The organism is Enterobacter cloacae complex sp. (genome assembly GCF_900322725.1).
Classification (GTDB): domain Bacteria; phylum Pseudomonadota; class Gammaproteobacteria; order Enterobacterales; family Enterobacteriaceae; genus Enterobacter; species Enterobacter quasihormaechei.
Genome location: NZ_LT991957.1, coordinates 2,122,907 through 2,143,989 on the forward strand (window position 1 = coordinate 2,122,907; position 21,083 = coordinate 2,143,989).

The 21,083-nt window shown below is 56.7% G+C and carries 24 protein-coding genes and 1 other annotated feature; of the genes, 17 read left to right on the forward strand and 7 right to left on the reverse strand.

Annotation, left to right across the window (positions count from 1 at the left end):
* Positions 1 to 16: 16 nt before the first annotated feature.
* Entirely contained in the window at positions 17 to 952 is a 936-nt protein-coding gene (locus DBR02_RS10605) for a LysR family transcriptional regulator (RefSeq protein WP_107534313.1), read from the reverse strand.
* A 113-nt stretch (positions 953 to 1,065) separates the two neighbouring features.
* On the opposite strand from DBR02_RS10605, the gene DBR02_RS10610 reads away from it, so the two are divergent.
* The 8 genes from DBR02_RS10610 (at position 1,066) to DBR02_RS10645 (ending at position 9,285) form a co-directional block, all read left to right on the forward strand.
* Positions 1,066 to 2,091, forward strand: coding sequence for a zinc-dependent alcohol dehydrogenase family protein (locus DBR02_RS10610; protein ID WP_107534315.1), 1,026 nt, complete (start codon positions 1,066 to 1,068; stop codon positions 2,089 to 2,091).
* Between the two features lie 113 nt (positions 2,092 to 2,204).
* The gene (gene yidA / locus DBR02_RS10615; protein WP_045308263.1) at positions 2,205 to 3,017 is read left to right on the forward strand and encodes a sugar-phosphatase; all 813 of its coding nucleotides are present in this window, start codon (positions 2,205 to 2,207) and stop codon (positions 3,015 to 3,017) included.
* Between the two features lie 225 nt (positions 3,018 to 3,242).
* Positions 3,243 to 3,932, forward strand: a complete 690-nt coding sequence (dgoR, locus tag DBR02_RS10620) for a D-galactonate utilization transcriptional regulator DgoR (protein ID WP_003861109.1) — start codon at positions 3,243 to 3,245, stop codon at positions 3,930 to 3,932.
* Complete coding sequence (locus tag DBR02_RS10625) at positions 3,929 to 4,807, forward strand: 2-dehydro-3-deoxygalactonokinase (protein WP_107534317.1); 879 nt, start codon at positions 3,929 to 3,931, stop codon at positions 4,805 to 4,807. The genes dgoR and DBR02_RS10625 overlap by 4 nt, the downstream gene beginning before the upstream one ends.
* Complete coding sequence (locus DBR02_RS10630) at positions 4,791 to 5,408, forward strand: 2-dehydro-3-deoxy-6-phosphogalactonate aldolase (protein ID WP_107534319.1); 618 nt, start codon at positions 4,791 to 4,793, stop codon at positions 5,406 to 5,408. The genes DBR02_RS10625 and DBR02_RS10630 overlap by 17 nt, the downstream gene beginning before the upstream one ends.
* Positions 5,405 to 6,553 carry a galactonate dehydratase gene (gene dgoD, locus DBR02_RS10635; RefSeq protein ID WP_063868621.1) on the forward strand — a complete coding sequence of 383 codons (1,149 nt, stop codon included), beginning with the start codon at positions 5,405 to 5,407 and terminating at the stop codon, positions 6,551 to 6,553. The genes DBR02_RS10630 and dgoD overlap by 4 nt, the downstream gene beginning before the upstream one ends.
* 113 nt (positions 6,554 to 6,666) lie before the next feature.
* Positions 6,667 to 8,004, forward strand: a complete 1,338-nt coding sequence (locus DBR02_RS10640) for an MFS transporter (protein ID WP_107534320.1) — start codon at positions 6,667 to 6,669, stop codon at positions 8,002 to 8,004.
* Positions 8,005 to 8,055: 51 nt separating this feature from the next.
* Positions 8,056 to 9,285: a DUF3748 domain-containing protein gene (locus tag DBR02_RS10645; protein WP_173937193.1), complete on the forward strand. Its 1,230-nt coding sequence runs from the start codon at positions 8,056 to 8,058 to the stop codon at positions 9,283 to 9,285.
* Here the strand turns inward: DBR02_RS10645 and DBR02_RS10650 are convergent.
* A complete protein-coding gene (locus tag DBR02_RS10650) occupies positions 9,282 to 9,614 on the reverse strand; it encodes a YceK/YidQ family lipoprotein (protein ID WP_063868628.1) in 333 nt (110 codons plus the stop codon). The genes DBR02_RS10645 and DBR02_RS10650 overlap by 4 nt on opposite strands.
* Before the next feature lie 248 nt (positions 9,615 to 9,862).
* Positions 9,863 to 9,936: a sequence feature (ROSE (Repression Of Heat Shock gene Expression) occurs in the 5'-region of heat shock genes and acts as an RNA thermometer to modulate expression.), on the forward strand.
* Here DBR02_RS10650 and ibpA point away from each other — a divergent pair.
* From ibpA to DBR02_RS10680, 5 genes are all read left to right on the forward strand, one after another.
* Positions 9,930 to 10,340 (forward strand): small heat shock chaperone IbpA, encoded by a 411-nt coding sequence (gene ibpA / locus DBR02_RS10660; RefSeq protein ID WP_003861094.1) that lies wholly within the window; start codon positions 9,930 to 9,932, stop codon positions 10,338 to 10,340. (Overlaps the previous feature by 7 nt.)
* Positions 10,341 to 10,476: 136 nt before the next feature.
* A complete protein-coding gene (ibpB, locus tag DBR02_RS10665; protein WP_006808781.1) occupies positions 10,477 to 10,905 on the forward strand; it encodes a small heat shock chaperone IbpB in 429 nt (142 codons plus the stop codon).
* A gap of 200 nt (positions 10,906 to 11,105) precedes the next feature.
* Positions 11,106 to 12,767: a putative transporter gene (locus tag DBR02_RS10670; RefSeq protein WP_032608144.1), complete on the forward strand. Its 1,662-nt coding sequence runs from the start codon at positions 11,106 to 11,108 to the stop codon at positions 12,765 to 12,767.
* Between the two features lie 92 nt (positions 12,768 to 12,859).
* Positions 12,860 to 13,207 carry a YidH family protein gene (locus DBR02_RS10675; RefSeq protein ID WP_063452060.1) on the forward strand — a complete coding sequence of 116 codons (348 nt, stop codon included), beginning with the start codon at positions 12,860 to 12,862 and terminating at the stop codon, positions 13,205 to 13,207.
* Complete coding sequence (locus DBR02_RS10680; RefSeq protein WP_107534323.1) at positions 13,197 to 13,544, forward strand: DUF202 domain-containing protein; 348 nt, start codon at positions 13,197 to 13,199, stop codon at positions 13,542 to 13,544. Before DBR02_RS10675 ends, DBR02_RS10680 begins: the two co-directional genes overlap by 11 nt.
* Before the next feature lie 32 nt (positions 13,545 to 13,576).
* Here DBR02_RS10680 and dsdA read toward each other — a convergent pair whose 3' ends face one another.
* Complete coding sequence (gene dsdA / locus DBR02_RS10685) at positions 13,577 to 14,863, reverse strand: D-serine ammonia-lyase (RefSeq protein ID WP_107534324.1); 1,287 nt, start codon at positions 14,861 to 14,863, stop codon at positions 13,577 to 13,579.
* A 121-nt stretch (positions 14,864 to 14,984) separates the two neighbouring features.
* Between dsdA and dsdC the strand changes: the two genes are divergently transcribed.
* Together dsdC and DBR02_RS10695 are read left to right on the forward strand one after the other, a co-directional pair.
* A complete protein-coding gene (gene dsdC, locus DBR02_RS10690) occupies positions 14,985 to 15,899 on the forward strand; it encodes a DNA-binding transcriptional regulator DsdC (RefSeq protein WP_233157736.1) in 915 nt (304 codons plus the stop codon).
* A gap of 84 nt (positions 15,900 to 15,983) precedes the next feature.
* Complete coding sequence (locus DBR02_RS10695; protein ID WP_063868639.1) at positions 15,984 to 17,072, forward strand: cellulase family glycosylhydrolase; 1,089 nt, start codon at positions 15,984 to 15,986, stop codon at positions 17,070 to 17,072.
* Here the strand turns inward: DBR02_RS10695 and emrD are convergent.
* The 4 genes from emrD to tisB form a co-directional block, all read right to left on the reverse strand.
* Positions 16,975 to 18,159, reverse strand: coding sequence for a multidrug efflux MFS transporter EmrD (gene emrD / locus DBR02_RS10700; RefSeq protein ID WP_107535638.1), 1,185 nt, complete (start codon positions 18,157 to 18,159; stop codon positions 16,975 to 16,977). The genes DBR02_RS10695 and emrD overlap by 98 nt on opposite strands.
* 175 nt (positions 18,160 to 18,334) lie before the next feature.
* Positions 18,335 to 19,168 carry a DMT family transporter gene (locus tag DBR02_RS10705; protein WP_107534326.1) on the reverse strand — a complete coding sequence of 278 codons (834 nt, stop codon included), beginning with the start codon at positions 19,166 to 19,168 and terminating at the stop codon, positions 18,335 to 18,337.
* A gap of 62 nt (positions 19,169 to 19,230) precedes the next feature.
* On the reverse strand, positions 19,231 to 19,677 hold the full coding sequence (locus DBR02_RS10710; protein ID WP_107534328.1) for a GNAT family N-acetyltransferase: 447 nt from the start codon (positions 19,675 to 19,677) through the stop codon (positions 19,231 to 19,233).
* A 64-nt stretch (positions 19,678 to 19,741) separates the two neighbouring features.
* A complete protein-coding gene (tisB, locus tag DBR02_RS27150) occupies positions 19,742 to 19,831 on the reverse strand; it encodes a type I toxin-antitoxin system toxin TisB (RefSeq protein WP_017383683.1) in 90 nt (29 codons plus the stop codon).
* 487 nt (positions 19,832 to 20,318) lie between these two features.
* On the opposite strand from tisB, the gene DBR02_RS10720 reads away from it, so the two are divergent.
* Together DBR02_RS10720 and DBR02_RS10725 are read left to right on the forward strand one after the other, a co-directional pair.
* A complete protein-coding gene (locus DBR02_RS10720) occupies positions 20,319 to 20,633 on the forward strand; it encodes a type II toxin-antitoxin system HigB family toxin (RefSeq protein ID WP_107534330.1) in 315 nt (104 codons plus the stop codon).
* Entirely contained in the window at positions 20,633 to 21,049 is a 417-nt protein-coding gene (locus tag DBR02_RS10725) for a helix-turn-helix domain-containing protein (RefSeq protein WP_063452214.1), read from the forward strand. Before DBR02_RS10720 ends, DBR02_RS10725 begins: the two co-directional genes overlap by 1 nt.
* Positions 21,050 to 21,083 lie beyond the last annotated feature (34 nt).

Here is a 21,083-nt window from a genome sequence, read left to right on the forward strand (position 1 = left end):
CATAACTGGCCGCGCTTTAGCGCGGCTTTTTTATGGACGCAGGAAGGTCCAGCGACATCACTGCCGGTAAACGGCTCGCCAGCTTATCTATGGCAATTCTTACCCTTAGCGGCAGGTGCGGCGTCTGCTGCCAGACGGCATGAACGTCGAAGCGTACATCCGGGGCCTGATTTAAGAGCGGGACAAGGTTCCCCTGCTGAATTTCTTTGATGACCATCCAGCAGGGTAACCACGCAAGGCCGTGGCCGGCCAGTGCCGCGTCGCAGATCGCCTGTAAATCATCCATATTGAGAGATGAGCGGGGAATAAACGTGCGCGACGTGCCATCGTAATCCATCAGCTGCCAGGGTAAGACTCTGCCCGCACGTGTGTAGTTAATGGCCGTATGCTGGCGTAAATCATCAACGGCCTGCGGCTGGCCATTCTTAAGCAGATAATCCGGCGCGGCAAACAGAACCATTCGGTGCTCACCCAGCCTTCTGGCGACCAGCACGGCGCTGTCAGCCAGGGTGCCATTGCGCACCGCCATATCAAACCCTTCTTCCACGAGATCCACAATGCGGTCGCTGAAGGACATTTCAAGCTCAAGTCCGGGGTGTTCCTGCGTCAGCTCTGTGAGCAGCGGGGCGATACACTGACGACCAAACAGCACCGGCATGGCAACCCGCAGCCGTCCGCTGACCTGATGTTTTCCGGTTTCAAGCAGCGATTCAGCGCCACGAATCTCCTCCAGCGCGCGCAGGCAGCGTTCATAAAAAAGCGCGCCGTTATCGGTCAGCCTCTGACTGCGCGTGGTCCGATGAAACAGACGAACCCCCAGCCTTTCTTCAAGACGAGCAATACTTTTTCCTACCGCCGAGCGCGACAAATGCAGACGAACGGCGGCCTGCGCAAAACTTCCTGCTTCTACGGAGGCAACGAAAACGGGAATATCTTTCAGCGTATCGGTCATGAACTGATTGTATCTTTTTGGTCATCAATAGTGGGAAAACTTATCGCCACTGGCGACGCAGAGTCAACGGTAGACTGTCAGAACTGAAAATCATCTGATGACAGGAGAAAAAAATGACAGAAACAATGCAGCGCTGGTCAATGAACGCCCTTGGGCGCGAGAGCCTTCAGCTTGTTCAGGAGCCTGTTCCACAGCCAGGCCCGGGTGAGGTTCGCGTACGGGTAAATGCCGTTGCGCTCAACTACCGGGATAAAATGGTTATCGAAGGCACGATGCCGATTCCGCTTTCCTTCCCGTTTACCCCGGCGTCTGACATGGCGGGCGTGGTGGACAGCATTGGCGACGGGGTGACACGCTTCAAACCCGGCGCACGCGTCATCTCAACCTTTTTCCCCGAGTGGATCGACGGCAAGCCGCAGGCAGACGCGCGCGATTTGCCCTACAAAACGTCCGGTGGATACTTCCAGGGCATGCTGGCTGAATATGTGATTGTGAGTGAAAACGCGCTGGTGGCCTCCCCGGAAAGCCTGGATGACGCTGAGGCCAGCACGCTTCCTTGCGCAGGGCTTACCGCATGGTTCGCGCTGGTGGAGCGCGGACATTTACGCGCCGGGCAATCGGTACTGGTACAGGGGACGGGCGGCGTGGCGCTATTCGCTTTGCAGATAGCAAAAGCGCACGGCGCCGAGGTGATTGTCACGTCGGGGAGTGATGAAAAACTGGCGCTGGCCAAAAAACTGGGCGCCAGCCAGGGCATTAATCGGCTGAAAGGCGACTGGGCTGAAAATGCGTTGGTACTCACGCAGGATCGCGGCATTGACCATATCATTGAAACCGTGGGAGGCGAGAACCTGAAGCATTCCCTGCGCGCCGTTGCCGTTCACGGGCGTATCTCAGTGATTGGCGTGCTGGCCGGGACAGACATTTCGCTGCCCGCGAGCGAACTGTTGCTGAAATCCCCTGTCATTCAGGGGATTGGGGTTGGACACCGTCGGGCGCTGGAAGATTTTGTCCGTGCGGTTGACGTCACTGGCTTAAAACCGGTGATTGAGCATCGCTACCGCTTTGACGAGCTGGAACAGGCGTTTGAACATCTTGATCGCGGCGCGTTTGGCAAAATTGTTCTCACCCGCGAGTAAGTTCCCGTTCCCGGGATAAACGTAAAAGGGGCTTTTTGTTGCGCAAAGTAGCTCTATTTTTGTGGGCTTAATCGCGTTAGCATGAGGTAGCACTCATTTATCCCGGGGACCTCATGGCCATCAAACTCATTGCAATCGATATGGACGGCACGCTGCTGCTGCCGGACCACACCATCTCTCCAGCCGTTAAAAACGCGATCGCCGCTGCACGCGAAAAAGGCGTGAACGTCGTGCTCACCACCGGACGCCCGTATGCCGGGGTGCACAGCTACCTGAAAGAGCTGCACATGAACCAGCCTGGCGATTACTGCATCACCTATAACGGCGCGCTGGTGCAAAAGGCAGCCGATGGCAGCACGGTGGCGCAAACTGCACTGAGCTATGATGACTACCTGTTCCTGGAAAAACTGTCCCGCGAAGTAGGCTCCCACTTCCACGCGCTCGATCGTAATACGCTTTACACCGCCAACCGCGATATCAGCTACTACACGGTGCACGAGTCCTACGTTGCAACCATTCCACTGGTGTTCTGCGAAGCGGAAAACATGGATCCGGCAACCCAGTTTCTGAAAGTAATGATGATCGACGAACCCGCGATCCTCGACAAAGCCATCTCACGCATTCCGGCTGAGGTAAAAGAGAAATACACCGTGCTGAAAAGCGCGCCGTACTTCCTCGAAATCCTTGATAAACGCGTCAATAAAGGCACGGGCGTGAAATCGCTTGCCGATGCGCTGGGCATTAAGCCTGAGGAGATCATGGCGCTGGGCGATCAGGAAAACGATATTGCGATGATCGAGTATGCGGGCATGGGCGTGGCGATGGATAACGCGATCCCATCGGTAAAAGACGTGGCGAACTTCGTTACCAAATCTAACCTGGAAGACGGCGTTGCCTGGGCGATCGAGAAATTCGTTCTGTCGTAACAAACGCTTAAATCATCAGCCCCGGTTATCAACCGGGGCTTTTTTTTGCCCTGAATTTATCGAATTGTTCTTTTTGTGATCTGGATTGTAGTACAACATTAACTGATTGTACTACATTGTCACCACGACAAAGACGAATGGCCTCACGTTTGTACTGCAAAAGTGAGGCGAAATTCAGCGGTCGCGGTAAAGTAGTGATGGACTTACAGAGCACAAGGACTCTCCATGACACTCAATAAAACCGATCGCATTGTCATCACGCTGGGCACCCAGATTGTGGGTGGCAAATACGTTCCCGGTTCGCCGCTGCCAGCAGAGGCCGAACTGTGCGAAGAGTTTGAAACCTCGCGCAACATCATCCGGGAAGTGTTCCGCTCGCTAATGGCGAAGCGTCTGATTGAAATGAAGCGCTATCGCGGGGCGTTTGTTGCGCCGCGTAACCAGTGGAACTACCTCGATACCGATGTTCTGCAATGGGTACTGGAAAACGACTACGACCCACGGCTTATCGGCGCGATGAGCGAAGTCCGAAATCTGGTGGAACCGGCCATCGCCCGCTGGGCAGCAGAGCGCGCAACGTCTGGTGACCTGGCACAGATTGAGTCAGCGTTGAACGACATGATCGCCAATAACCAGAATCGAGAGGCGTTCAACGAAGCGGATATTCGCTATCACGAGGCGGTATTGCAGTCGGTGCATAACCCGGTTTTACAGCAGCTTAGCGTGGCGATCAGCTCGCTACAGCGAGCAGTATTTGAACGTACCTGGATGGGCGATGAGGCCAACATGCCGAAAACGCTTCAGGAACATAAAGCGCTGTTCGATGCGATACGGCATCAGGACGGCGATGCGGCAGAGCAGGCGGCGCTAACCATGATCGCCAGCTCGACACGAAGGTTGAAGGAAATCACATGACATCACGCTACATCGCAATTGACTGGGGATCGACCAATCTGCGCGCCTGGCTCTACCAGGGCGAGCAGTGCCTGGAAAGCAGGCAATCGGAAGCAGGCGTCACGCGTCTGAACGGTAAATCCCCTGAAGCGGTGTTAGCAGAGGTGACACAAAGCTGGCGCGACGGTAATACGCCAGTGGTGATGGCCGGAATGGTTGGCAGTAACGTGGGCTGGAAGGTGGCACCTTACCTGTCGGTTCCGGTTCATTTCGCCTCCGTTGGTGAGCAGTTAACGTCCGTTGGCGACAATGTCTGGATTATTCCCGGTTTATGCGTCTCTCGCGACGATAACCAAAACGTGATGCGCGGCGAAGAGACGCAGCTGCTCGGGGCGCGCACCCTTTCTGCTTCTTCTGTCTACGTCATGCCCGGGACGCACTGCAAATGGGTCCAGGCGGATGCTGAGCAAATTCATGATTTTCGCACCGTGATGACCGGCGAATTGCATCATTTGCTGCTTACGCATTCGCTGGTAGGGGCCGGTTTGCCGGAGCAGAACCCTTCGCCGGAGGCGTTTGCCGCCGGGCTTGAGCGCGGGATCGCATCTCCTGCCGTTTTGCCGCAACTTTTTGAGGTTCGCGCCTCGCACGTGCTGGGAAATCTTCCGCGCGAGCAGGTTAGCGAATTTCTGTCCGGCCTGCTGATTGGCGCCGAAGTCGCCACCCTGAGCGACGCGTTCGCCGGGCAGCAGACCATCACGCTCGTCGCGGGTTCATCGCTGACGTCTCGTTACCGCCAGGCGTTCCACGCTATCGGACGGGATGTTGCCGCGGTGGAGGGCGACACGGCATTTCAGGCAGGCATAAGGAGCATCGCTCATGCAGTGGCAAACTGATCTTCCCCTTATCGCGATTTTGCGCGGCATCACACCCGACGAGGCGTTAGCGCACGTTGGCGCGGTTATCGACGCCGGGTTCGACGCGGTGGAAATCCCGCTCAACTCACCGGCGTGGGAAAAAAGTATTCCGGCAGTGGTGGCGGCGTTTGGTGATAAGGCGCTGATTGGCGCAGGAACCGTGTTGCAGCCGGAGCAGGTGGATGACCTGGCGAAAATGGGCTGCAAGCTTATCGTCACACCCAATATCAATCCCGAGGTTATCCGCCGAGCGGTGGATTACGGCATGACCGTTTGCCCGGGGTGCGCCACGGCCACAGAAGCCTTTGCCGCTCTCGATGCGGGCGCACAGTCGCTCAAAATTTTCCCGTCGTCGGCTTTTGGTCCGGATTACATCAAAGCGCTGAAGGCGGTCTTACCCGCCAGCGTGCCGGTCTTTGCCGTGGGCGGCGTCACGCCGGAAAACCTGGTGCAGTGGATAAACGCGGGCTGTGTGGGCGCGGGGCTGGGCAGCGATCTCTATCGTGCAGGCCAGTCCGTTGAGCGTACCGCCCGGCAGGCGACAGCATTTGTGAAAGCGTATCGAGAGGCAGTGCAATGAAAATAACCAAACTCACCACGTACCGTTTACCCCCGCGCTGGATGTTCCTGAAAATCGAAACCGACGAAGGCGTGGTCGGCTGGGGCGAGCCGGTGATTGAAGGCCGTGCGCGTACGGTTGAAGCCGCGGTTCACGAGCTGGGTGAATACCTGATTGGCCAGGATCCGGCGCGCATCAACGACCTGTGGCAGGTCATGTATCGGGCGGGATTTTACCGTGGCGGTCCGATCCTGATGAGCGCCATCGCCGGTATCGACCAGGCGCTGTGGGATATCAAGGGCAAAGTGCTGAATGCCCCGGTCTGGCAATTAATGGGCGGCCTGGTGCGTGACAAAATCAAAGCCTACAGCTGGGTGGGCGGCGACCGCCCTGCGGAAGTCATTGACGGTATCCGCCAGCTGCGCAACATTGGTTTTGACACCTTCAAACTCAACGGCTGCGAAGAGATGGGCGTTATCGACAACTCGCGCGCAGTAGACCGGGCGGTGAACACCGTGGCGCAAATCCGTGAGGCTTTCGGCAACGAGATTGAGTTTGGCCTGGACTTCCACGGCCGCGTCAGCGCGCCGATGGCCAAAGTGCTGATTAAAGAGCTGGAGCCGTATCGCCCGCTGTTTATCGAAGAGCCTGTACTGGCCGAGCAGGCGGAATACTATCCAAAACTGGCAGAACAGACGCACATTCCCATCGCGGCGGGTGAACGCATGTTCTCGCGCTTCGAGTTTAAACGCGTGCTGGAAGCGGGCGGCATTGCGATCCTGCAACCGGACCTCTCCCACGCGGGCGGCATCACCGAATGCTACAAAATTGCCGGCATGGCAGAAGCCTACGATGTGGCGCTGGCGCCGCACTGTCCGCTTGGGCCGATTGCGCTGGCAGCCTGTCTGCACGTGGACTTCGTCTCCCGCAATGCGGTGTTCCAGGAACAAAGCATGGGCATTCACTATAACAAGGGCGCGGAGCTGCTCGACTTTGTGAAAAACAAAGAAGACTTCAGCATGGAAGGCGGTTTCTTTAAACCGTTAACGAAGCCGGGCCTTGGCGTGGAAATTGACGAAGCCAAAGTCATTGAGCTGAGTAAAAATACGCCGGACTGGCGTAACCCACTGTGGCGTCATGAGGACGGTTCCGTAGCCGAGTGGTAAAGCCGGATGGCGCTACGCTTATCCGGCCTACTCTCCCGTAGGCCCGGTAAGCGAAGCGCCACCGGGCAAAAAAACATACATACAAAAATATAACCCTCTGTAAATTACAGGGCATGGTGAGCGGCTTCGCTATGCCCAAAATCTGGAGACAGATTGCGATGGATATTCCAGTTACTGCTGCAAAAACCGGGCGTCGCCGTTACCTGACGCTGATGATGATCTTTATTACCGTGGTCATTTGCTATGTCGACCGCGCCAACCTCGCCGTGGCATCGGCTCATATCCAGGAAGAGTTCGGCATCACCAAAGCGGAAATGGGCTATGTCTTCTCGGCGTTTGCCTGGCTGTATACGCTCTGTCAGATCCCCGGCGGCTGGTTCCTTGACCGCGTGGGATCGCGTCTGACCTACTTTATCGCTATTTTGGGCTGGTCCGTGGCGACCCTGTTCCAGGGCTTCGCCACCGGGCTGATGTCGCTGATTGGCCTGCGCGCCATCACCGGGGTGTTTGAAGCACCCGCGTTCCCAACCAACAACCGCATGGTGACCAGCTGGTTCCCGGAACATGAGCGTGCCTCTGCCGTAGGCTTTTACACCTCCGGGCAGTTTGTGGGCCTGGCATTTCTGACGCCGCTGTTAATCTGGATCCAGGAGCTGCTGAGCTGGCACTGGGTGTTTATCGTCACCGGCGGGATCGGCATTATCTGGTCGCTCATCTGGTTCAAGGTGTATCAGCCGCCGCGTCTGACCAAAAGCATCACCAAAGCCGAGCTGGACTACATCCGCGACGGTGGCGGTCTGGTAGATGGCGATGCCCCGATGAAAAAAGAGGCGCGTCAGCCTTTAACCAAAGCGGACTGGAAGCTGGTCTTCCACCGTAAGCTGGTGGGCGTGTATCTGGGACAGTTCGCGGTGACCTCCACGCTGTGGTTCTTCCTCACCTGGTTCCCGAACTACCTGACGCAGGAAAAAGGGATCACCGCGCTGAAGGCGGGCTTTATGACCACCGTGCCGTTCCTGGCGGCCTTCTTCGGCGTACTGCTCTCGGGCTGGCTGGCGGACAAGCTGGTGAAAAAAGGCTTCTCGCTGGGCGTGGCGCGTAAAACACCGATTATCTGCGGGCTGCTGATCTCTACCTGCATCATGGGGGCGAACTACACCAACGATCCGGTGTGGATCATGACCCTTATGGCGGTGGCATTCTTCGGGAACGGCTTTGCCTCCATCACCTGGTCTCTGGTGTCGTCCCTGGCGCCGATGCGTCTTATCGGCCTGACCGGTGGCGTGTTTAACTTCGTTGGCGGGCTGGGCGGGATCACCGTGCCGCTGGTCATCGGCTACCTTGCGCAGGACTACGGCTTTGGTCCGGCTCTGGTGTATATCTCTGCCGTGGCGCTGATCGGCGCGCTCTCCTACATCCTGCTGGTGGGCGACGTGAAACGAGTAGGCTAACGCCTTAGGATGTTTTACCCTGATGCGATAACCGCGCATCAGGGTATCCTTATGAAACAAATCACCTTCGCTTCCCGCCACCACCAACTCACCAATATCAACACCTGGACCCCAGACAGCCAGTGGCTTGTCTATGACGTGCGGCCATCCGGCGCGTCGTTTACCGGTAAAACCATTGAGCGGGTCAATGTCAGTACGGGTGAGGTTGAGGTGATCTACCGTGCCGCTGACGGCGCGCATGTCGGCGTGGTAACCGTTCATCCTGCTGAGGATAAATATGTATTTATCCACGGCCCGAAAAACCCCGATGCAGACTGGCAGTATGATTTTCACCATCGTCAGGGAGTGATTGCGCACAACGGCGAGGTGAGCAATCTCGATGCGATGGATATCACCGCGCCTTACACGGCTGGTGCGCTGCGTGGCGGCAGCCACGTCCACGTTTTTAGCCCGAACGGGCAGTTCGTCAGCTTTACCTACAACGACCATGTGCTGCACGAGCGCGATCCAAAGCTGGATTTGCGTAACGTCGGGGTAGCTGCGCCTTTCGGCCCGGTAAACCCACAGGGGAACCATCCGCGGGAATATGCTGGCACCTTCTGGAGCGTGCTGGTAAGCCGTACAACGCCGAACCCGCAACCGGGCAGCGATGAGATTAACCGCGCCTATGAAGAGGGCTGGGTGGGCAACGACAGGCTGGCGTTTATCGGCGATACGGTGTCTGCGAAAGGCGAAAAGGTGCCTGAACTGTTTATTGTGGAACTCCCCAAAGATGAGCAGGGCTGGAAACGGGCGGGCGAGGCGCCGTTGCAGGGAACGCCTGAGACGATGCCCGCGCCTCCTGCGGGCATCACGCAACGCCGCTTAACCTTCACCCATCAGAAGGCGTATCCGGGGCTGGTGAACGTGCCGCGCCACTGGGTGCGCAGCAATCCGCAGGGGACGCAGATTGCGTTTTTAATGCGGGACGATAACGGCGTTGTGCAACTGTGGCTTATCTCACCTGAGGGCGGCGAGCCGCGCCAGTTGACCCGCAGTGAGAGTGATATCCAGTCGGCCTTTAACTGGCATCCTTCTGGCCGCACACTTGGGTTTGTGCTCGAAAGCCGCATTGCCTGCTGCGATGCGCAGACCGGAGAGGTGACGTTTTTGACGTCCGATCATGGCAATCCGCCGTCTGCTGACGCAGTGGTTTTTTCCCCGGACGGGCGTTTTATCGCGTGGATGGAAGAGAAGGACGGTTTCCGCCAGCTGTGGCTAACGGAAACCGCACGGAATTAGCGCGGGGGCATCTCTGCGGGCGGGATGACGGAGTTGGTTGCCAGCGTCTCCTGCTCGCTTTTCTCAACGCGCGAGCGCACTGAGCTATCGGTGCGGAACATATCCCACGGCAGCAGAAGCGTATCGGCAACCGCCGTAAACGGCATATCAAGAATCGCCAGAGATTTGGTACCCCAGTTTGTCTCATCATCAGAGATCATGGCGGCACTGGCGCGCGTCCCCGGATATGTTCCTTCTTTACCGCCGGTGTGCGACATCACGCTCGAACACCCGCAAAGTAAAACAACCCCGCTGAACGTCGCCAGCTTAATCAGAACATTTCTCATCATCACTCAGTCATCTTTAGTAGCACGGCATTGACCTGCAACTCAGGGTTATAGCGAGGCGCGTCCAAAATGGACAGTCCAAAACATCTGCACTGTGGTCGCCATCGCAATTTAACCCTTTGTGCTGTGCCCCTGAGTCTATGCGACATCCAGCAAAGTGCAAAAAAATCTCGCATTAATACGCTTGAAAAGCCCGTTTCCAGACCCATTTTAAGGATGTACCCCGATAACGGACACGCCTGATGGGTGTTCGGGGGAACGGAAGCCTGTCCATGGTGGAAGGCTACATTTTCTCGCTGATTTCAGGAGCTTTTATCTATGCGTAACTTCGATCTCTCTCCGCTATACCGTTCTGCCATTGGTTTTGATCGTCTGTTCAACCACTTAGAAAACAACCAGAGCCAGAGCAACGGCTATCCTCCTTACAACGTTGAACTGGTTGACGAAAACCACTACCGCATTGCGATTGCTGTCGCCGGTTTCGCAGAGAGCGAACTGGAGATCACCGCCCAGGACAATCTGCTGGTGGTGAAAGGCTCCCATGCGGGCGAGCAGAAAGAACGAACCTACCTCTACCAGGGCATCGCAGAGCGCAACTTTGAGCGCAAGTTCCAGCTGGCTGAGAACATCCACGTCAAGGGCGCGAACCTGGTGAACGGCCTGCTGTTTATCGAACTGGAACGTGTGATTCCGGAAGAGAAAAAACCACGCCGTATCGAAATCAACTAATTATGCGGGTCGCTAACGCGGCCCACCTGAAATTGCTTGCCGTAAAGGGAGCATATGCGAATCCGTAAGGGTTTGCAGGTACAACTGCGCACAAAATTAAACTGTGCCGAACTCGCTTCTCAGAAGGAGATTTAGTATGCGTAACTATGATTTTTCCCCTCTGCTGCGTCAGTGGATCGGTTTTGACAAACTGGCTAACGCGCTGCAAAGCGCGACCGAACAGCAGACGTTTCCGCCGTACAACATCGAAAAAAGCGATGATAATCACTACCGCATCACGCTCGCGCTGGCCGGGTTCCGTCAGGAAGATCTCGACATCCAGCTTGAGGGCACGCGCCTGACCGTGAAAGGGTCGCCGGAAAAACCAGACACCGAGACCAAATGGCTGCATCAGGGGCTTGTCACTCAGCCGTTCAGCCTGAGCTTTACGCTGGCAGACCATATGGAAGTGTCTGGCGCGACGTTCACCAACGGGCTGCTGAATATTGACCTCACCCGTAACGTGCCCGAAGCCATTGCGCCGCAGCGCATCGCCATTAGCGAACGTCCGGCGTTGAATAGCTAATACATTTTTTGTCGGGTAGAGGCTGCGCAAAACCTGCCGAACCTGTAGGTCGGGTAAGGCGCAGCCGCCAACCGACACTACCCACAGACTGCACCAAGCCCTGCCCCGGCAGGGCTTTTTTGTGCGCCATCCCCCATACAGCCGCCGCTGGCTCTGAGAGAATCCTTAGTATAACTATGGTTATACACAGGATGTGGATCATGAGTGATATCGCGTTAACCGTGAGCGTGTTGGCCCTTGTCGCGGTAGTCGGGTTGTGGCTGGGGAATATCAAAATCCGCGGCGTCGGGTTTGGTATCGGCGGGGTGCTGTTCGGCGGGATTTTTGTTGGTCATTTTGCCGACCAGCTTGGGTGGGTGCTCAGCGCCGATATGCTGCATTTCATTCAGGAATTTGGCCTGATCCTCTTTGTGTATACCATCGGTATTCAGGTGGGTCCGGGTTTCTTCGCTTCGCTGCGCGTCTCCGGTTTACGCCTTAATCTCTTTGCTTTCGGCATTGTTGTGATGGGTGGGCTGGTCACCGCGATCCTGCATAAACTCTTCGCTATTCCGTTGCCCGTCGTGCTGGGTATTTTCTCCGGAGCCGTCACTAACACGCCTGCGCTCGGGGCGGGTCAGCAAATTCTGCGCGATTTGGGTATCCCGGCTGATGTCGTCGATCAGATGGGGATGAGCTACGCCATGGCCTATCCGTTTGGTATTTGCGGTATTTTGCTCTCGATGTGGCTGGTGCGCGTGCTGTTCCGCGTTAACGTTGAACAGGAGGCGAAGGAGCATGAAAGCACCCTGACCAACGGCCATGCGCTCATTAAAACCATCAACATTCGCGTCGAAAACCCCAACCTGAACAATATGGCGATACAGGATGTTCCCATTCTGAACAGCGCGACCATTATCTGTTCACGCCTGAAACGCGATGACACGCTGATGGTGCCTTCGCCCGATACCCTTATTCAACACGGCGATCTTCTGCATCTGGTAGGGCAACCGGCGGATTTAAACAATGCCCGGCTGGTGATTGGTCAGGAAGTAGATACCTCGCTCTCGACCCGTGGAACGGATATGCGCGTGGAGCGCGTGGTGGTGACCAATGAGAAGGTGCTGGGCAAGAAAATACGTGATTTACAGGTTAAAGAGCGCTATGACGTGGTGATCTCCCGTCTTAATCGCGCCGGCGTGGAGCTGGTGGCCAGCCAGGATGCGAGCCTGCAATTCGGTGATATTCTCAACCTGGTCGGGCGTCCGTCATCCATTGATGCCGTAGCGGACATGGTGGGAAACGCGCAGCAAAAACTCCAGCAGGTGCAGATGCTGCCGGTCTTTATCGGTGTCGGGCTTGGGGTGATGCTTGGCTCCATCCCCCTGTACGTGCCCGGCTTCCCGGTAGCGCTGAAGCTGGGTCTGGCTGGCGGGCCGCTCATTATGGCGCTGATCCTCGGGCGTATCGGCTCCATCGGTAAGCTCTACTGGTTTATGCCCCCGAGCGCTAACCTGGCGCTGCGGGAGTTAGGCATTGTGCTGTTTCTGGCGGTGGTGGGGCTGAAATCCGGCGGCGATTTTGTCGATACCCTGGTGAACGGCGAAGGGATGAGCTGGGTAGGATACGGCATATTTATTACCGCCATCCCGCTGATAACGGTCGGATTACTGGCGCGTATGTTCGCTAAAATGAACTATCTCACGCTGTGCGGCATGCTGGCTGGCTCTATGACCGATCCGCCCGCGCTGGCGTTCGCTAATAACCTGCACGCCACCAGCGGCGCGGCGGCGCTGTCTTACGCCACGGTTTATCCGCTGGTGATGTTTCTGCGCATCATTACCCCACAGCTACTGGCGGTGCTGTTCTGGGGAATGGGCTAGCCTCGCTGACCGGCATTACCCGATGCCGGTCTCCTTGTCTCCGTTAATTTACGCTATGCTGAAGCCTGCTTCTGGCACGACAAGGAACCTTCATGAACATTTCCCGCCTCGGTGAAGCACCGGATTACCGCTTCTCACTGGCTAACGAGCGTACATTTTTAGCGTGGATCCGTACTGCCCTGGGCTTTCTGGCCGCAGGCGTTGGCCTTGATCAGCTCGCCCCTGATTTTGCCACCCCGCTGATCCGCGAAGCGCTGTCCCTGCTGCTGTGTCTGTTAGCCGGCGTGCTGGCGATCTACGGCTACCTGCGGTGGCTGCGCAACGAAAAGGCGATGCGTCTGAAGCAGGATCTCCCTTACACGCGCGGTTTGCTTATCATCAGTACGATTTTGCTGCTGGTGGCTGGCATCGTGATGTTACTGGTGTTCTATGCCGGATAGCCGCAAAGCGCGGCGGGAAGCAGACCCCGGGCTTCAGCCGGAGCGTACCTCGCTGGCCTGGCTACGCACGCTGCTGGGGTATGGCGCGCTGATTGCGCTTGCCATTAAGCACAACTGGCACCGCACGGGGATGCCATTCTGGATCTCCATCGTTGTGCTGGCGCTGGTAGCCATTATTTTATGGCGCTATACCCGCAGCCGTAACCTGATGGACGTCGCGCGCAGTGATTTCGCACAGCCAGGGGCGGTGCGGGATAAGTTCCTGATCGCGCTGGCCGTGTTGTCCCTGTCGCTGCTGTTTGCGGTAACCCATATTCGACAAATTTTGCACCTGTAGGCCGGGTAAGGCGCAGCCGCCGCCCGGCATAATTACTTCCCTTTCGCCAGATAATTCGCCATCTCGTCATCCGGCACCATGCCGCCGCCGGTTGCCCAGACCAGGTGCGTCGTGTTGGCATCTGACTTTATCCGTACCGGCCCCACCATCCCCGCCAGCGCCGACGGCTCCAGGCGAATGCCTTCCTCCTGTGCCAGCCAGCCGAGCAGGTTATACATGCTCTGATCGGAGAGGGTAAAGAACCCGTCAAGCAGACGCTCCATCGCGCGACCCACGAAGCCGGACGCGCGGCCTACCGCCAGCCCGTCCGCCGCCGTCACGTTATCAATACCCAGATCCTGTACGGCGATCTCATCGTGCAGACCGGTGTGGACACCCAGCAGCATGCATGGCGAGTGCGTAGGCTCGGCGAAGAAACAGTGCACGCTGTCGCCAAAGGCCAGCTTCAGGCCAAACGCCACGCCGCCGGGCCCGCCGCCGACGCCGCACGGCAGATAGACGTTTAGGGGATGTTCAGCGTCCACCACGCGCCCCTGTGCGGCAAACTGCGCTTTCAGGCGCTCGCCCGCCACCGCATAGCCCAGGAACAGCGTGCGGGAGTTCTCATCGTCAATAAAGAAGCAGTTCGGATCGCTTTCCGCTGCTTTGCGCCCTTGCTCCACCGCCACACCGTAATCCTGCTCGTATTCCACGACGGTCACGCCGTGGCTGCGCAGCCTGGCTTTTTTCCATTCACGGGCGTCGGCAGACATATGCACCGTGACCTTAAAGCCGATGCGCGCGCTCATGATGCCGATGGACAGCCCGAGGTTGCCGGTTGAGCCCACGGCGATGCTGTACTGGCTGAAGAAGTCCTTGAAGCGCGGCTCCAGCAGAATGCTGTAATTGTCATCCAGCTTGAGCAAGCCTGAGGCCAGCGCCAGTTTTTCCGCGTGAGCCAGCACTTCATAAATGCCGCCGCGCGCTTTAATGGAGCCGGAAATCGGCAGATGGCTGTCTTTTTTCAGCAGCAGCGTGCCGGGGATCGTTACGCCATATTCCTGCTCCAGACGCGTTTTCATTGCCGGAATGGCGACCAGTTCAGATTCGATAATTCCGCCCGCAGCCGCCGTTTCCGGGAAGGCTTTCGCCAGATACGGCGCGAAGCGTTGCAGGCGCGCGTGGGCGTCGTCAACGTCGGCTTTGGTCAGCCCGACATAGGGCAACCCTTCAGCCAGCGTCGTGGTACGCGGGTTGAGCCAGGTGGTTTCTTTCAGGGCAATCAGATCCTCAACCAGAGGAAACCGTGCGGTTAACGCGTTGATCGTTGCGCTTTTCATCGTCCATCTCTTCGCAAGGGGGTTCATCCGGTATTAAGCATAAAAAAGAGGCATACTGACAAATGATATAAATTGCGTTTCAGGTGAACCAGATTGAACCAACCACGAAGAGATGAGGGCGATGGTGGAAGATAAGCGACGGCTAAACGGCTGGCAGCTGTCCAAAATGCATACCTTTGAAGCGGCTGCCCGGTATGAATCTTTTGCGCTGGCAGCCGCTGAGCTGTCCCTGACCCCCAGCGCGGTAAGCCACCGCATCAGCCTGCTGGAAGACGAGCTGGGCATTCAGCTGTTTACACGCTCGCACCGCAAAGTTGAGCTGACGCAGGAGGGGAAGCGCGTGTACTGGACGCTAAAATCCTCGCTCGACGCGCTGAACCAGGAGGTACTGGACATTAAAAACCAGGCGCTGTCGGGCACGCTGACGGTTTATTCCCGTCCATCGATCGCCCAGTGCTGGCTGGTGCCGATGCTTGGCGACTTTACCCAACGCTATCCGTCTATTTCGCTGAACGTGCTGACGGGCAATGAAGACGTGAATATGCAGCGAACGGGCGTCGATCTGGCGCTCTATTTCGATGATTCACCGCCGAAGCGGCTCGGTTATCACTTCCTGATGGATGAAGCGATCCTGCCGGTCTGCTCACCGGAATATGCCAGGGAGCACGCGCTGGCGCAAAATCCCGATAACCTTCACCGCTGCACGCTGCTCCATGACCGTCAGGCCTGGAGCCACGATTCCGCCACGGATGAATGGTCAAGCTGGGCGACGCATTTTGGCGTGAATATGCCGCCCTCATCCGGGATTGGGTTCGACCGTGCGGATCTGGCGATTATTGCTGCGACGCACCACGCCGGCGTTGCGATGGGGCGAAAAAGGCTGGTGCAAAAGCATCTCGCGTGCGGCGAGCTGATTGCCCCTTTCGGCGAAAAGACGCTTAAATGTCATCAGCACTACTACGTCTCAACGCTTTCGGGCCGGCAATGGCCAAAAATTGACGCCTTTATCGGCTGGCTGAAAGAGCGGGCGAACTGAAGAATTATTACGCTTTGGCTCTACACCAAATGCGAAAAAGCGTGCTAAATACAGGCTAACGATTTGATTTTCGCAAGGTGCGACGTGCTGAAGCCTTTCATTGTCACCGTGTTAGCGATCGCTTCCGGCTGGGCCTGTGCCGCTGAGCCGCCGCTGACGGCTGCCCGTTACGCGCAGATGCTGGGTGTCGGGATGGACGTCGACTGGGCCCGCACCGAGCGCGGTATCCGCGAGTTTGATCCGCTGGTGGTCCGTGATTTTCGGGCGAAAGGCATACGTCATGTCCGCATTCGTGTGGCGGGCGAACCTACGGAAGCACGACTGATTCACCTGCGCAAGCTGGTGGAGGCCTGCGAGCAATACGGTATCATCCCTATCGTCGCTTATCAGGCAGATGAATATAAAAACGACCCGAAAGCGGATACCGAAAAAGCGGTGATTGATTGGTGGATTGCCGTGGCGCATTATTTTGGTCAGCGTTCGCCGTTGCTGGGGTTTGACCTGATCTACGAACCGGCGGACAAGCTCAACCACAACATGGTTTCCCTCAACCGGGTGTATGAGAAAGCGATCAAAGGCATTCACGCCATTGATGCCAGCCGCATGATTTTTATCGCACCTCGCCTGCGCGCCGCGCCGGAGGATTTATCCAGCCTGAAGCTGCCCGCGCACAGCCAGAATTACCTGCTGGCAGAGTGGCATATATTCCCGTGGGGGCCGCTGAAAACGAACGGCAAATACCCGTGGACGTCCGGAACCGCGGCGGAGAAAACGGCTATTCGCAACCGAATCAACGCCGCCCTGCGCTGGCAACAAAAAACCGGGCACGTGAGTTGGGTAGGTGGCTGGGGTGTGGGCGAGTCGAAAACCCTGACGCCAACCGCCTCGCAGATGGCGTTTGCCACGTTTATGGCGTGCGAGCTGCAAAAGGCTGCTATTCCGTATGCGATAAACGCCGATGTTCAGTTTTATGACGGGGAAGAGGGGGCGTGGCGTCCTGCGCCAGAGCGGCTATTGCAGGCGATGATTGCGCCCGGGTGTGAAAAGCCCGGCGAGAAGCCGGGCCATCATGCGGTTAAACAGGCTGTTCGTGATGCGAGACACGCGACGCCAGCGGCAGCCAGCACAGCAAAATCAGCAGCCCCATCAGGGTCATCAGCAAGCCTAAACTAGCCTGCCCGGTCTGCGGCATCATCGCGGAGAGCCAGGCGAGCGCGCCGGAACCGATATTCTGCAAACCGCCCACCAGGGCACCAGCGGTACCCGCGAGGAACGGGAACGGCTCCATTGCGCCGCTGGTGGCGAGCGGGAACAGCATGCCCGCGCCGAAGAAGAACAGCGCAGCCGGAACGAGCAACGTCCAGACCGACATCACGTCAAACAGCCCCGGGATCCACATCATCAGCCCGGCCAGCAGGCAGCTGATCACGGCCTGCCACATCAGCGTGGAGAAGCGTTTGTTCGGACGTCCGGCGAACCATGCGCCGAAGAACGCCGCCGGGATCGGCAGAATAAACAGGATACTCACCACCATGCTGCTCAGGCCAAGGCCTGCGCCCAGCAGCACGCCGGAACAGGCTTCGAACACGGCAATGCCCGCCAGGCCGCCGATCAGCATCAATAAATAACAGGTAAACGACCCGTTGCCGAACAGCGTTTTATAGCTGGCGATAAGCTTCGTGCGCGGCGCGTCCTGCGGACGTGTTTCCGGCATCCAGCGCGCCATGCTGAAGGTGACGATCGCGCACAGCACCAGCAGGAAGGCGTAACAGGCGCGCCAGGACCACACGGTGTCCAGCAGGCCACCGATCAGCGGCGCGAGCAGCGGGCTCACCAGAATACCCATGTTTAACAGGCTGTTGGCGTGACGAAGCTGGGTGCCTTGATACATATCTCGCGGCAGGGTACGCGCCATAACCCCGCCGACGCCGGTGCCAACACCCTGGAGAGCGCTGGCGGCAATCAGTACGGTCAGGCTATGGGTGGTAATGGCAATGACCGTCGCCACCATGAAAATGCTCATGCCCACCAGAATGACCGGGCGACGCCCGACGCGATCGGACAGGGGACCATAAACCAGCTGTGAAACGCCATAGGTCAGCAGGTAGGCTGCCATCACGCTCTGTACCGCCCCTTCGCGGACGTTTAGATCTTTTGCCATATCGGCAATCGCCGGAATATAGATGGTTTGCGCCATCTGCCCGACGGCTACCAGTAACACCAGCATCAACAATAAGTTCACGTTCCGTTGCTTTTTCATGTCGCTGAATACTTTTGCCAAAAGAGAGAAATAAAGAATAAGTGACTACGCATTCCCATAAATGCGCGAGGAATCTACCACAGTGAGATGACAATTTAAGCATTACTGTGATGAATGACAGAGGGCGTGAAGGCAGGATTTGTAAACAAGATCGGCAACTAATGTTGCCAGCGAATTACGCCAGACGCAGCAGGACCGCACCGGCGGCTATACCCAGCGCCGCCGCGATGCGCAGGCCAGCAACTTTCTCTTTTAAAAGCACAAATGCGATTAATGCGCCGAAGAGAATCGAGGTTTCACGCAGCGCCGCGACCACCGCCAGCGGCGCCTGCGTCATCGCCCAAAGCGCCAGACCGTAAGATCCCATCGTCCCGACGCCGCCGAGTAGCCCCTTTTTCCAGTGCAGGCGCAGATAGGCTGACGCTTCACGGCGGCGGGCTACCATCGCCCAGCTCAGCAGGCAGAAGCCGTTCATGAAGAAGGTCCAGAGCGTGTAGCCCAGCGCCGAGTCTGATAACCGCACGCCGGTGCCGTCCACCAGCGTATACCCGGCGATAAAACAGGCGTTCAGCAGCGCCAGCCAGATCCCCTTGCGCGACTGCATGCGGCCATTCATCGCCATCGCCAGAATTGACAGGCAAATGACGCCGATACCGGACCAGGCAAGCCAGGCGAGGTGGTCGCCAAGCGCCAGCACGCTGATCAGCGCCACCAGCAGCGGGGCGGTACCGCGCATCAGCGGATAGGTCTGGCTCATGTCGGAGACCTGATAGGTTTTTGCCACCAGTACCGTATACACCACCTGTAACGCGCAGGAGACGAACAAATAGGGCCAGCTTGCAGCCGTCGGCTGGGGAGAGAAAGGCAGTAAAATCAGGGCAATAAGCGCGGCTGAACCGCTGACGCCGATCGCAGAGTAGAGCTTGTCCGTTCCGGCCTTAACGATGGCGTTCCAGCTGGCATGCAGCAGTGCGGCGAACAGTAAAATGCAAAAAACGGTGATGGTCATGGCGTTTCAAATGGTGAAATGTCATCCAACTGTAACATTCACCCTTGGATGCTGCCAGACGCTTACACTGCGCAAAAAAGGCGGTGCGTGACCCGGGGTTCGTCTGACACCAGCCTGAAGCCCGCCCGATGATAAAATCCGTACGCAGTTTCCGGCGCATGGGTATTAAGAAAATCAAACCAGATGCTGGCATCCGCCATCACCACGGTCAAAAGCTGCTTTCCAATGCCCAGCCCGCGGCACTTTTCGCTGACATAGAGATGACGAATACGTCCGGCGCGCGGCTGCTGGCTGAACGGATCGCGATTAAGACCGCACACGCCCACCAGCTTGCCGTTAAGAAACGCCCCCAGCAGCTTTTCACCCGGGGCATTAAAGCGGTTTTCACCCCGCAGCCAGTTCTCTTCCAGCCGGCGCAGCATGTTGAAATTCAACGCGATACTCTCGGCCTTCAGGGCGATATAGCCCGGCTCATCAGGCGTAACAGGCTCAATTAACAGACGCGACATAGCATTCCCTCGTTATTAAAGAGGGGCGGTTGCCCGCCCCTCTCAGGTGCGACTTGAACCTGAATCACCGAACGTATTTCAGGACAGCATCAAGCAGTTGCAATACAGCAACAATGAGTTTGAGGACAAGTATGACCATATCCACGACGCTCATACGCGTCTCCTTTTGGTTAAAAGGAGCACGATGCTGGCGTACCTTTCCGCCGCCTGTGGCCAGCACCTGGATTGACGTAACACAGTGTGCTCACTTCAGGGGTTAAGGCACTGACGGCACCACCCGTTTCAGCCAGGACTTCGTTGCGCCGGTAAACTGCGGCCCCCTCGCTCACTGCGAACACCCTCAGTATAGATAAATACTGTATGCATGAACAGTATTTTATGGACAAAATTTGGAAGGCGATCCATACTCAAAAACGTCAAAATCCGTGCCGGAATTGCGCGTTCGTCTTCGATCGCGTATACTTTTCGCGTTGACGTAACACAGTGTGTTCTGCGGCGACCAACCGCAAAACCCTGAAAAAAACCTCGCTTAGGCGGGGTTTTTTGTTTTCTGAGGTTAGACAAAAAATTGACGGGCGTTGACATATTGGCAATGCATGTTATTGTTGCCATTATGGCAACGGACGCGGCAGGCATGCAGTATGCATTTAATCTCAATGAAGGCAATTTGTGAGGCGGTAAGCCAGTTTCCACAATACAGGGATGAACTTCTCTTTTTGGGAAGAGTTATCGAAAAAAGCCATTGCCCGACGCCTGCTGCGCTAAGAAAACTGTTTCCAACGCTGGATAACTTCAAGTATCTCGATAAGCATTATGTTATTGATATTGCAAATAACAATCTCAGAGTAGTGGCTCTCATTTTCTTTGAAAGCCAAAAGTTTTATGTGCGCCATGTTTTTACTCAAAAGGAATATGACCGTTTTACGGAGAAACATCGCACTAAGGGGAAGAAATGATGATCGTTGCTGATGCACTAAAAGCTACGCATGACCTTGTTGCGGCTGTTCCTCTGCTGGGTGAACATCCTAACGAGAAGGATTACCAGGACGCACTTGAGCTGGTTGAGTATCTGCTCATGCATGAACCTGGCAGCCCTTTACTGGATATTGTATGTGCGAGAATCAGCCGCTACGAAGCAAACCGGCCTGAAATTGTCGCGCTACGCCAGGAGATGGAATCTGTTCCCGTGGGGATTGCGGTGTTAAGAACGCTTATGGATCAGCACAAACTCACTATTTCGGATTTTCAGGACGAAATAGGTAGTAAATCAATGGTTTCAAGGGTACTCAATGGGCAGCGTCAGCTCACACTGAACCATATAAAAAAACTGGCGGCCCGCTTTGGCGTTTCGCCTGCGCTGTTTATTGAGTGAGATAAAAGCCTTTATATGGTTTCATCACCCAACA

Excerpts from the sequence above, each read along its gene's own strand:
- DBR02_RS10605 (WP_107534313.1), bottom strand. The coding sequence starts at position 952 with ATGACCGATACGCTGAAAGATATTCCCGTTTTCGTTGCCTCCGTAGAA.
- DBR02_RS10610 (WP_107534315.1), top strand. The coding sequence starts at position 1,066 with ATGACAGAAACAATGCAGCGCTGGTCAATGAACGCCCTTGGGCGCGAG.
- yidA (WP_045308263.1), top strand. The coding sequence starts at position 2,205 with ATGGCCATCAAACTCATTGCAATCGATATGGACGGCACGCTGCTGCTG.
- dgoR (WP_003861109.1), top strand. The coding sequence starts at position 3,243 with ATGACACTCAATAAAACCGATCGCATTGTCATCACGCTGGGCACCCAG.
- DBR02_RS10625 (WP_107534317.1), top strand. The coding sequence starts at position 3,929 with ATGACATCACGCTACATCGCAATTGACTGGGGATCGACCAATCTGCGC.
- DBR02_RS10630 (WP_107534319.1), top strand. The coding sequence starts at position 4,791 with ATGCAGTGGCAAACTGATCTTCCCCTTATCGCGATTTTGCGCGGCATC.
- dgoD (WP_063868621.1), top strand. The coding sequence starts at position 5,405 with ATGAAAATAACCAAACTCACCACGTACCGTTTACCCCCGCGCTGGATG.
- DBR02_RS10640 (WP_107534320.1), top strand. The coding sequence starts at position 6,667 with ATGGTGAGCGGCTTCGCTATGCCCAAAATCTGGAGACAGATTGCGATG.
- DBR02_RS10645 (WP_173937193.1), top strand. The coding sequence starts at position 8,056 with ATGAAACAAATCACCTTCGCTTCCCGCCACCACCAACTCACCAATATC.
- DBR02_RS10650 (WP_063868628.1), bottom strand. The coding sequence starts at position 9,614 with ATGATGAGAAATGTTCTGATTAAGCTGGCGACGTTCAGCGGGGTTGTT.
- ibpA (WP_003861094.1), top strand. The coding sequence starts at position 9,930 with ATGCGTAACTTCGATCTCTCTCCGCTATACCGTTCTGCCATTGGTTTT.
- ibpB (WP_006808781.1), top strand. The coding sequence starts at position 10,477 with ATGCGTAACTATGATTTTTCCCCTCTGCTGCGTCAGTGGATCGGTTTT.
- DBR02_RS10670 (WP_032608144.1), top strand. The coding sequence starts at position 11,106 with ATGAGTGATATCGCGTTAACCGTGAGCGTGTTGGCCCTTGTCGCGGTA.
- DBR02_RS10675 (WP_063452060.1), top strand. The coding sequence starts at position 12,860 with ATGAACATTTCCCGCCTCGGTGAAGCACCGGATTACCGCTTCTCACTG.
- DBR02_RS10680 (WP_107534323.1), top strand. The coding sequence starts at position 13,197 with ATGCCGGATAGCCGCAAAGCGCGGCGGGAAGCAGACCCCGGGCTTCAG.
- dsdA (WP_107534324.1), bottom strand. The coding sequence starts at position 14,863 with ATGAAAAGCGCAACGATCAACGCGTTAACCGCACGGTTTCCTCTGGTT.
- dsdC (WP_233157736.1), top strand. The coding sequence starts at position 14,985 with ATGGTGGAAGATAAGCGACGGCTAAACGGCTGGCAGCTGTCCAAAATG.
- emrD (WP_107535638.1), bottom strand. The coding sequence starts at position 18,159 with ATGAAAAAGCAACGGAACGTGAACTTATTGTTGATGCTGGTGTTACTG.
- DBR02_RS10705 (WP_107534326.1), bottom strand. The coding sequence starts at position 19,168 with ATGACCATCACCGTTTTTTGCATTTTACTGTTCGCCGCACTGCTGCAT.
- DBR02_RS10710 (WP_107534328.1), bottom strand. The coding sequence starts at position 19,677 with ATGTCGCGTCTGTTAATTGAGCCTGTTACGCCTGATGAGCCGGGCTAT.
- tisB (WP_017383683.1), bottom strand. The coding sequence starts at position 19,831 with ATGAGCGTCGTGGATATGGTCATACTTGTCCTCAAACTCATTGTTGCT.
- DBR02_RS10720 (WP_107534330.1), top strand. The coding sequence starts at position 20,319 with ATGCATTTAATCTCAATGAAGGCAATTTGTGAGGCGGTAAGCCAGTTT.
- DBR02_RS10725 (WP_063452214.1), top strand. The coding sequence starts at position 20,633 with ATGATCGTTGCTGATGCACTAAAAGCTACGCATGACCTTGTTGCGGCT.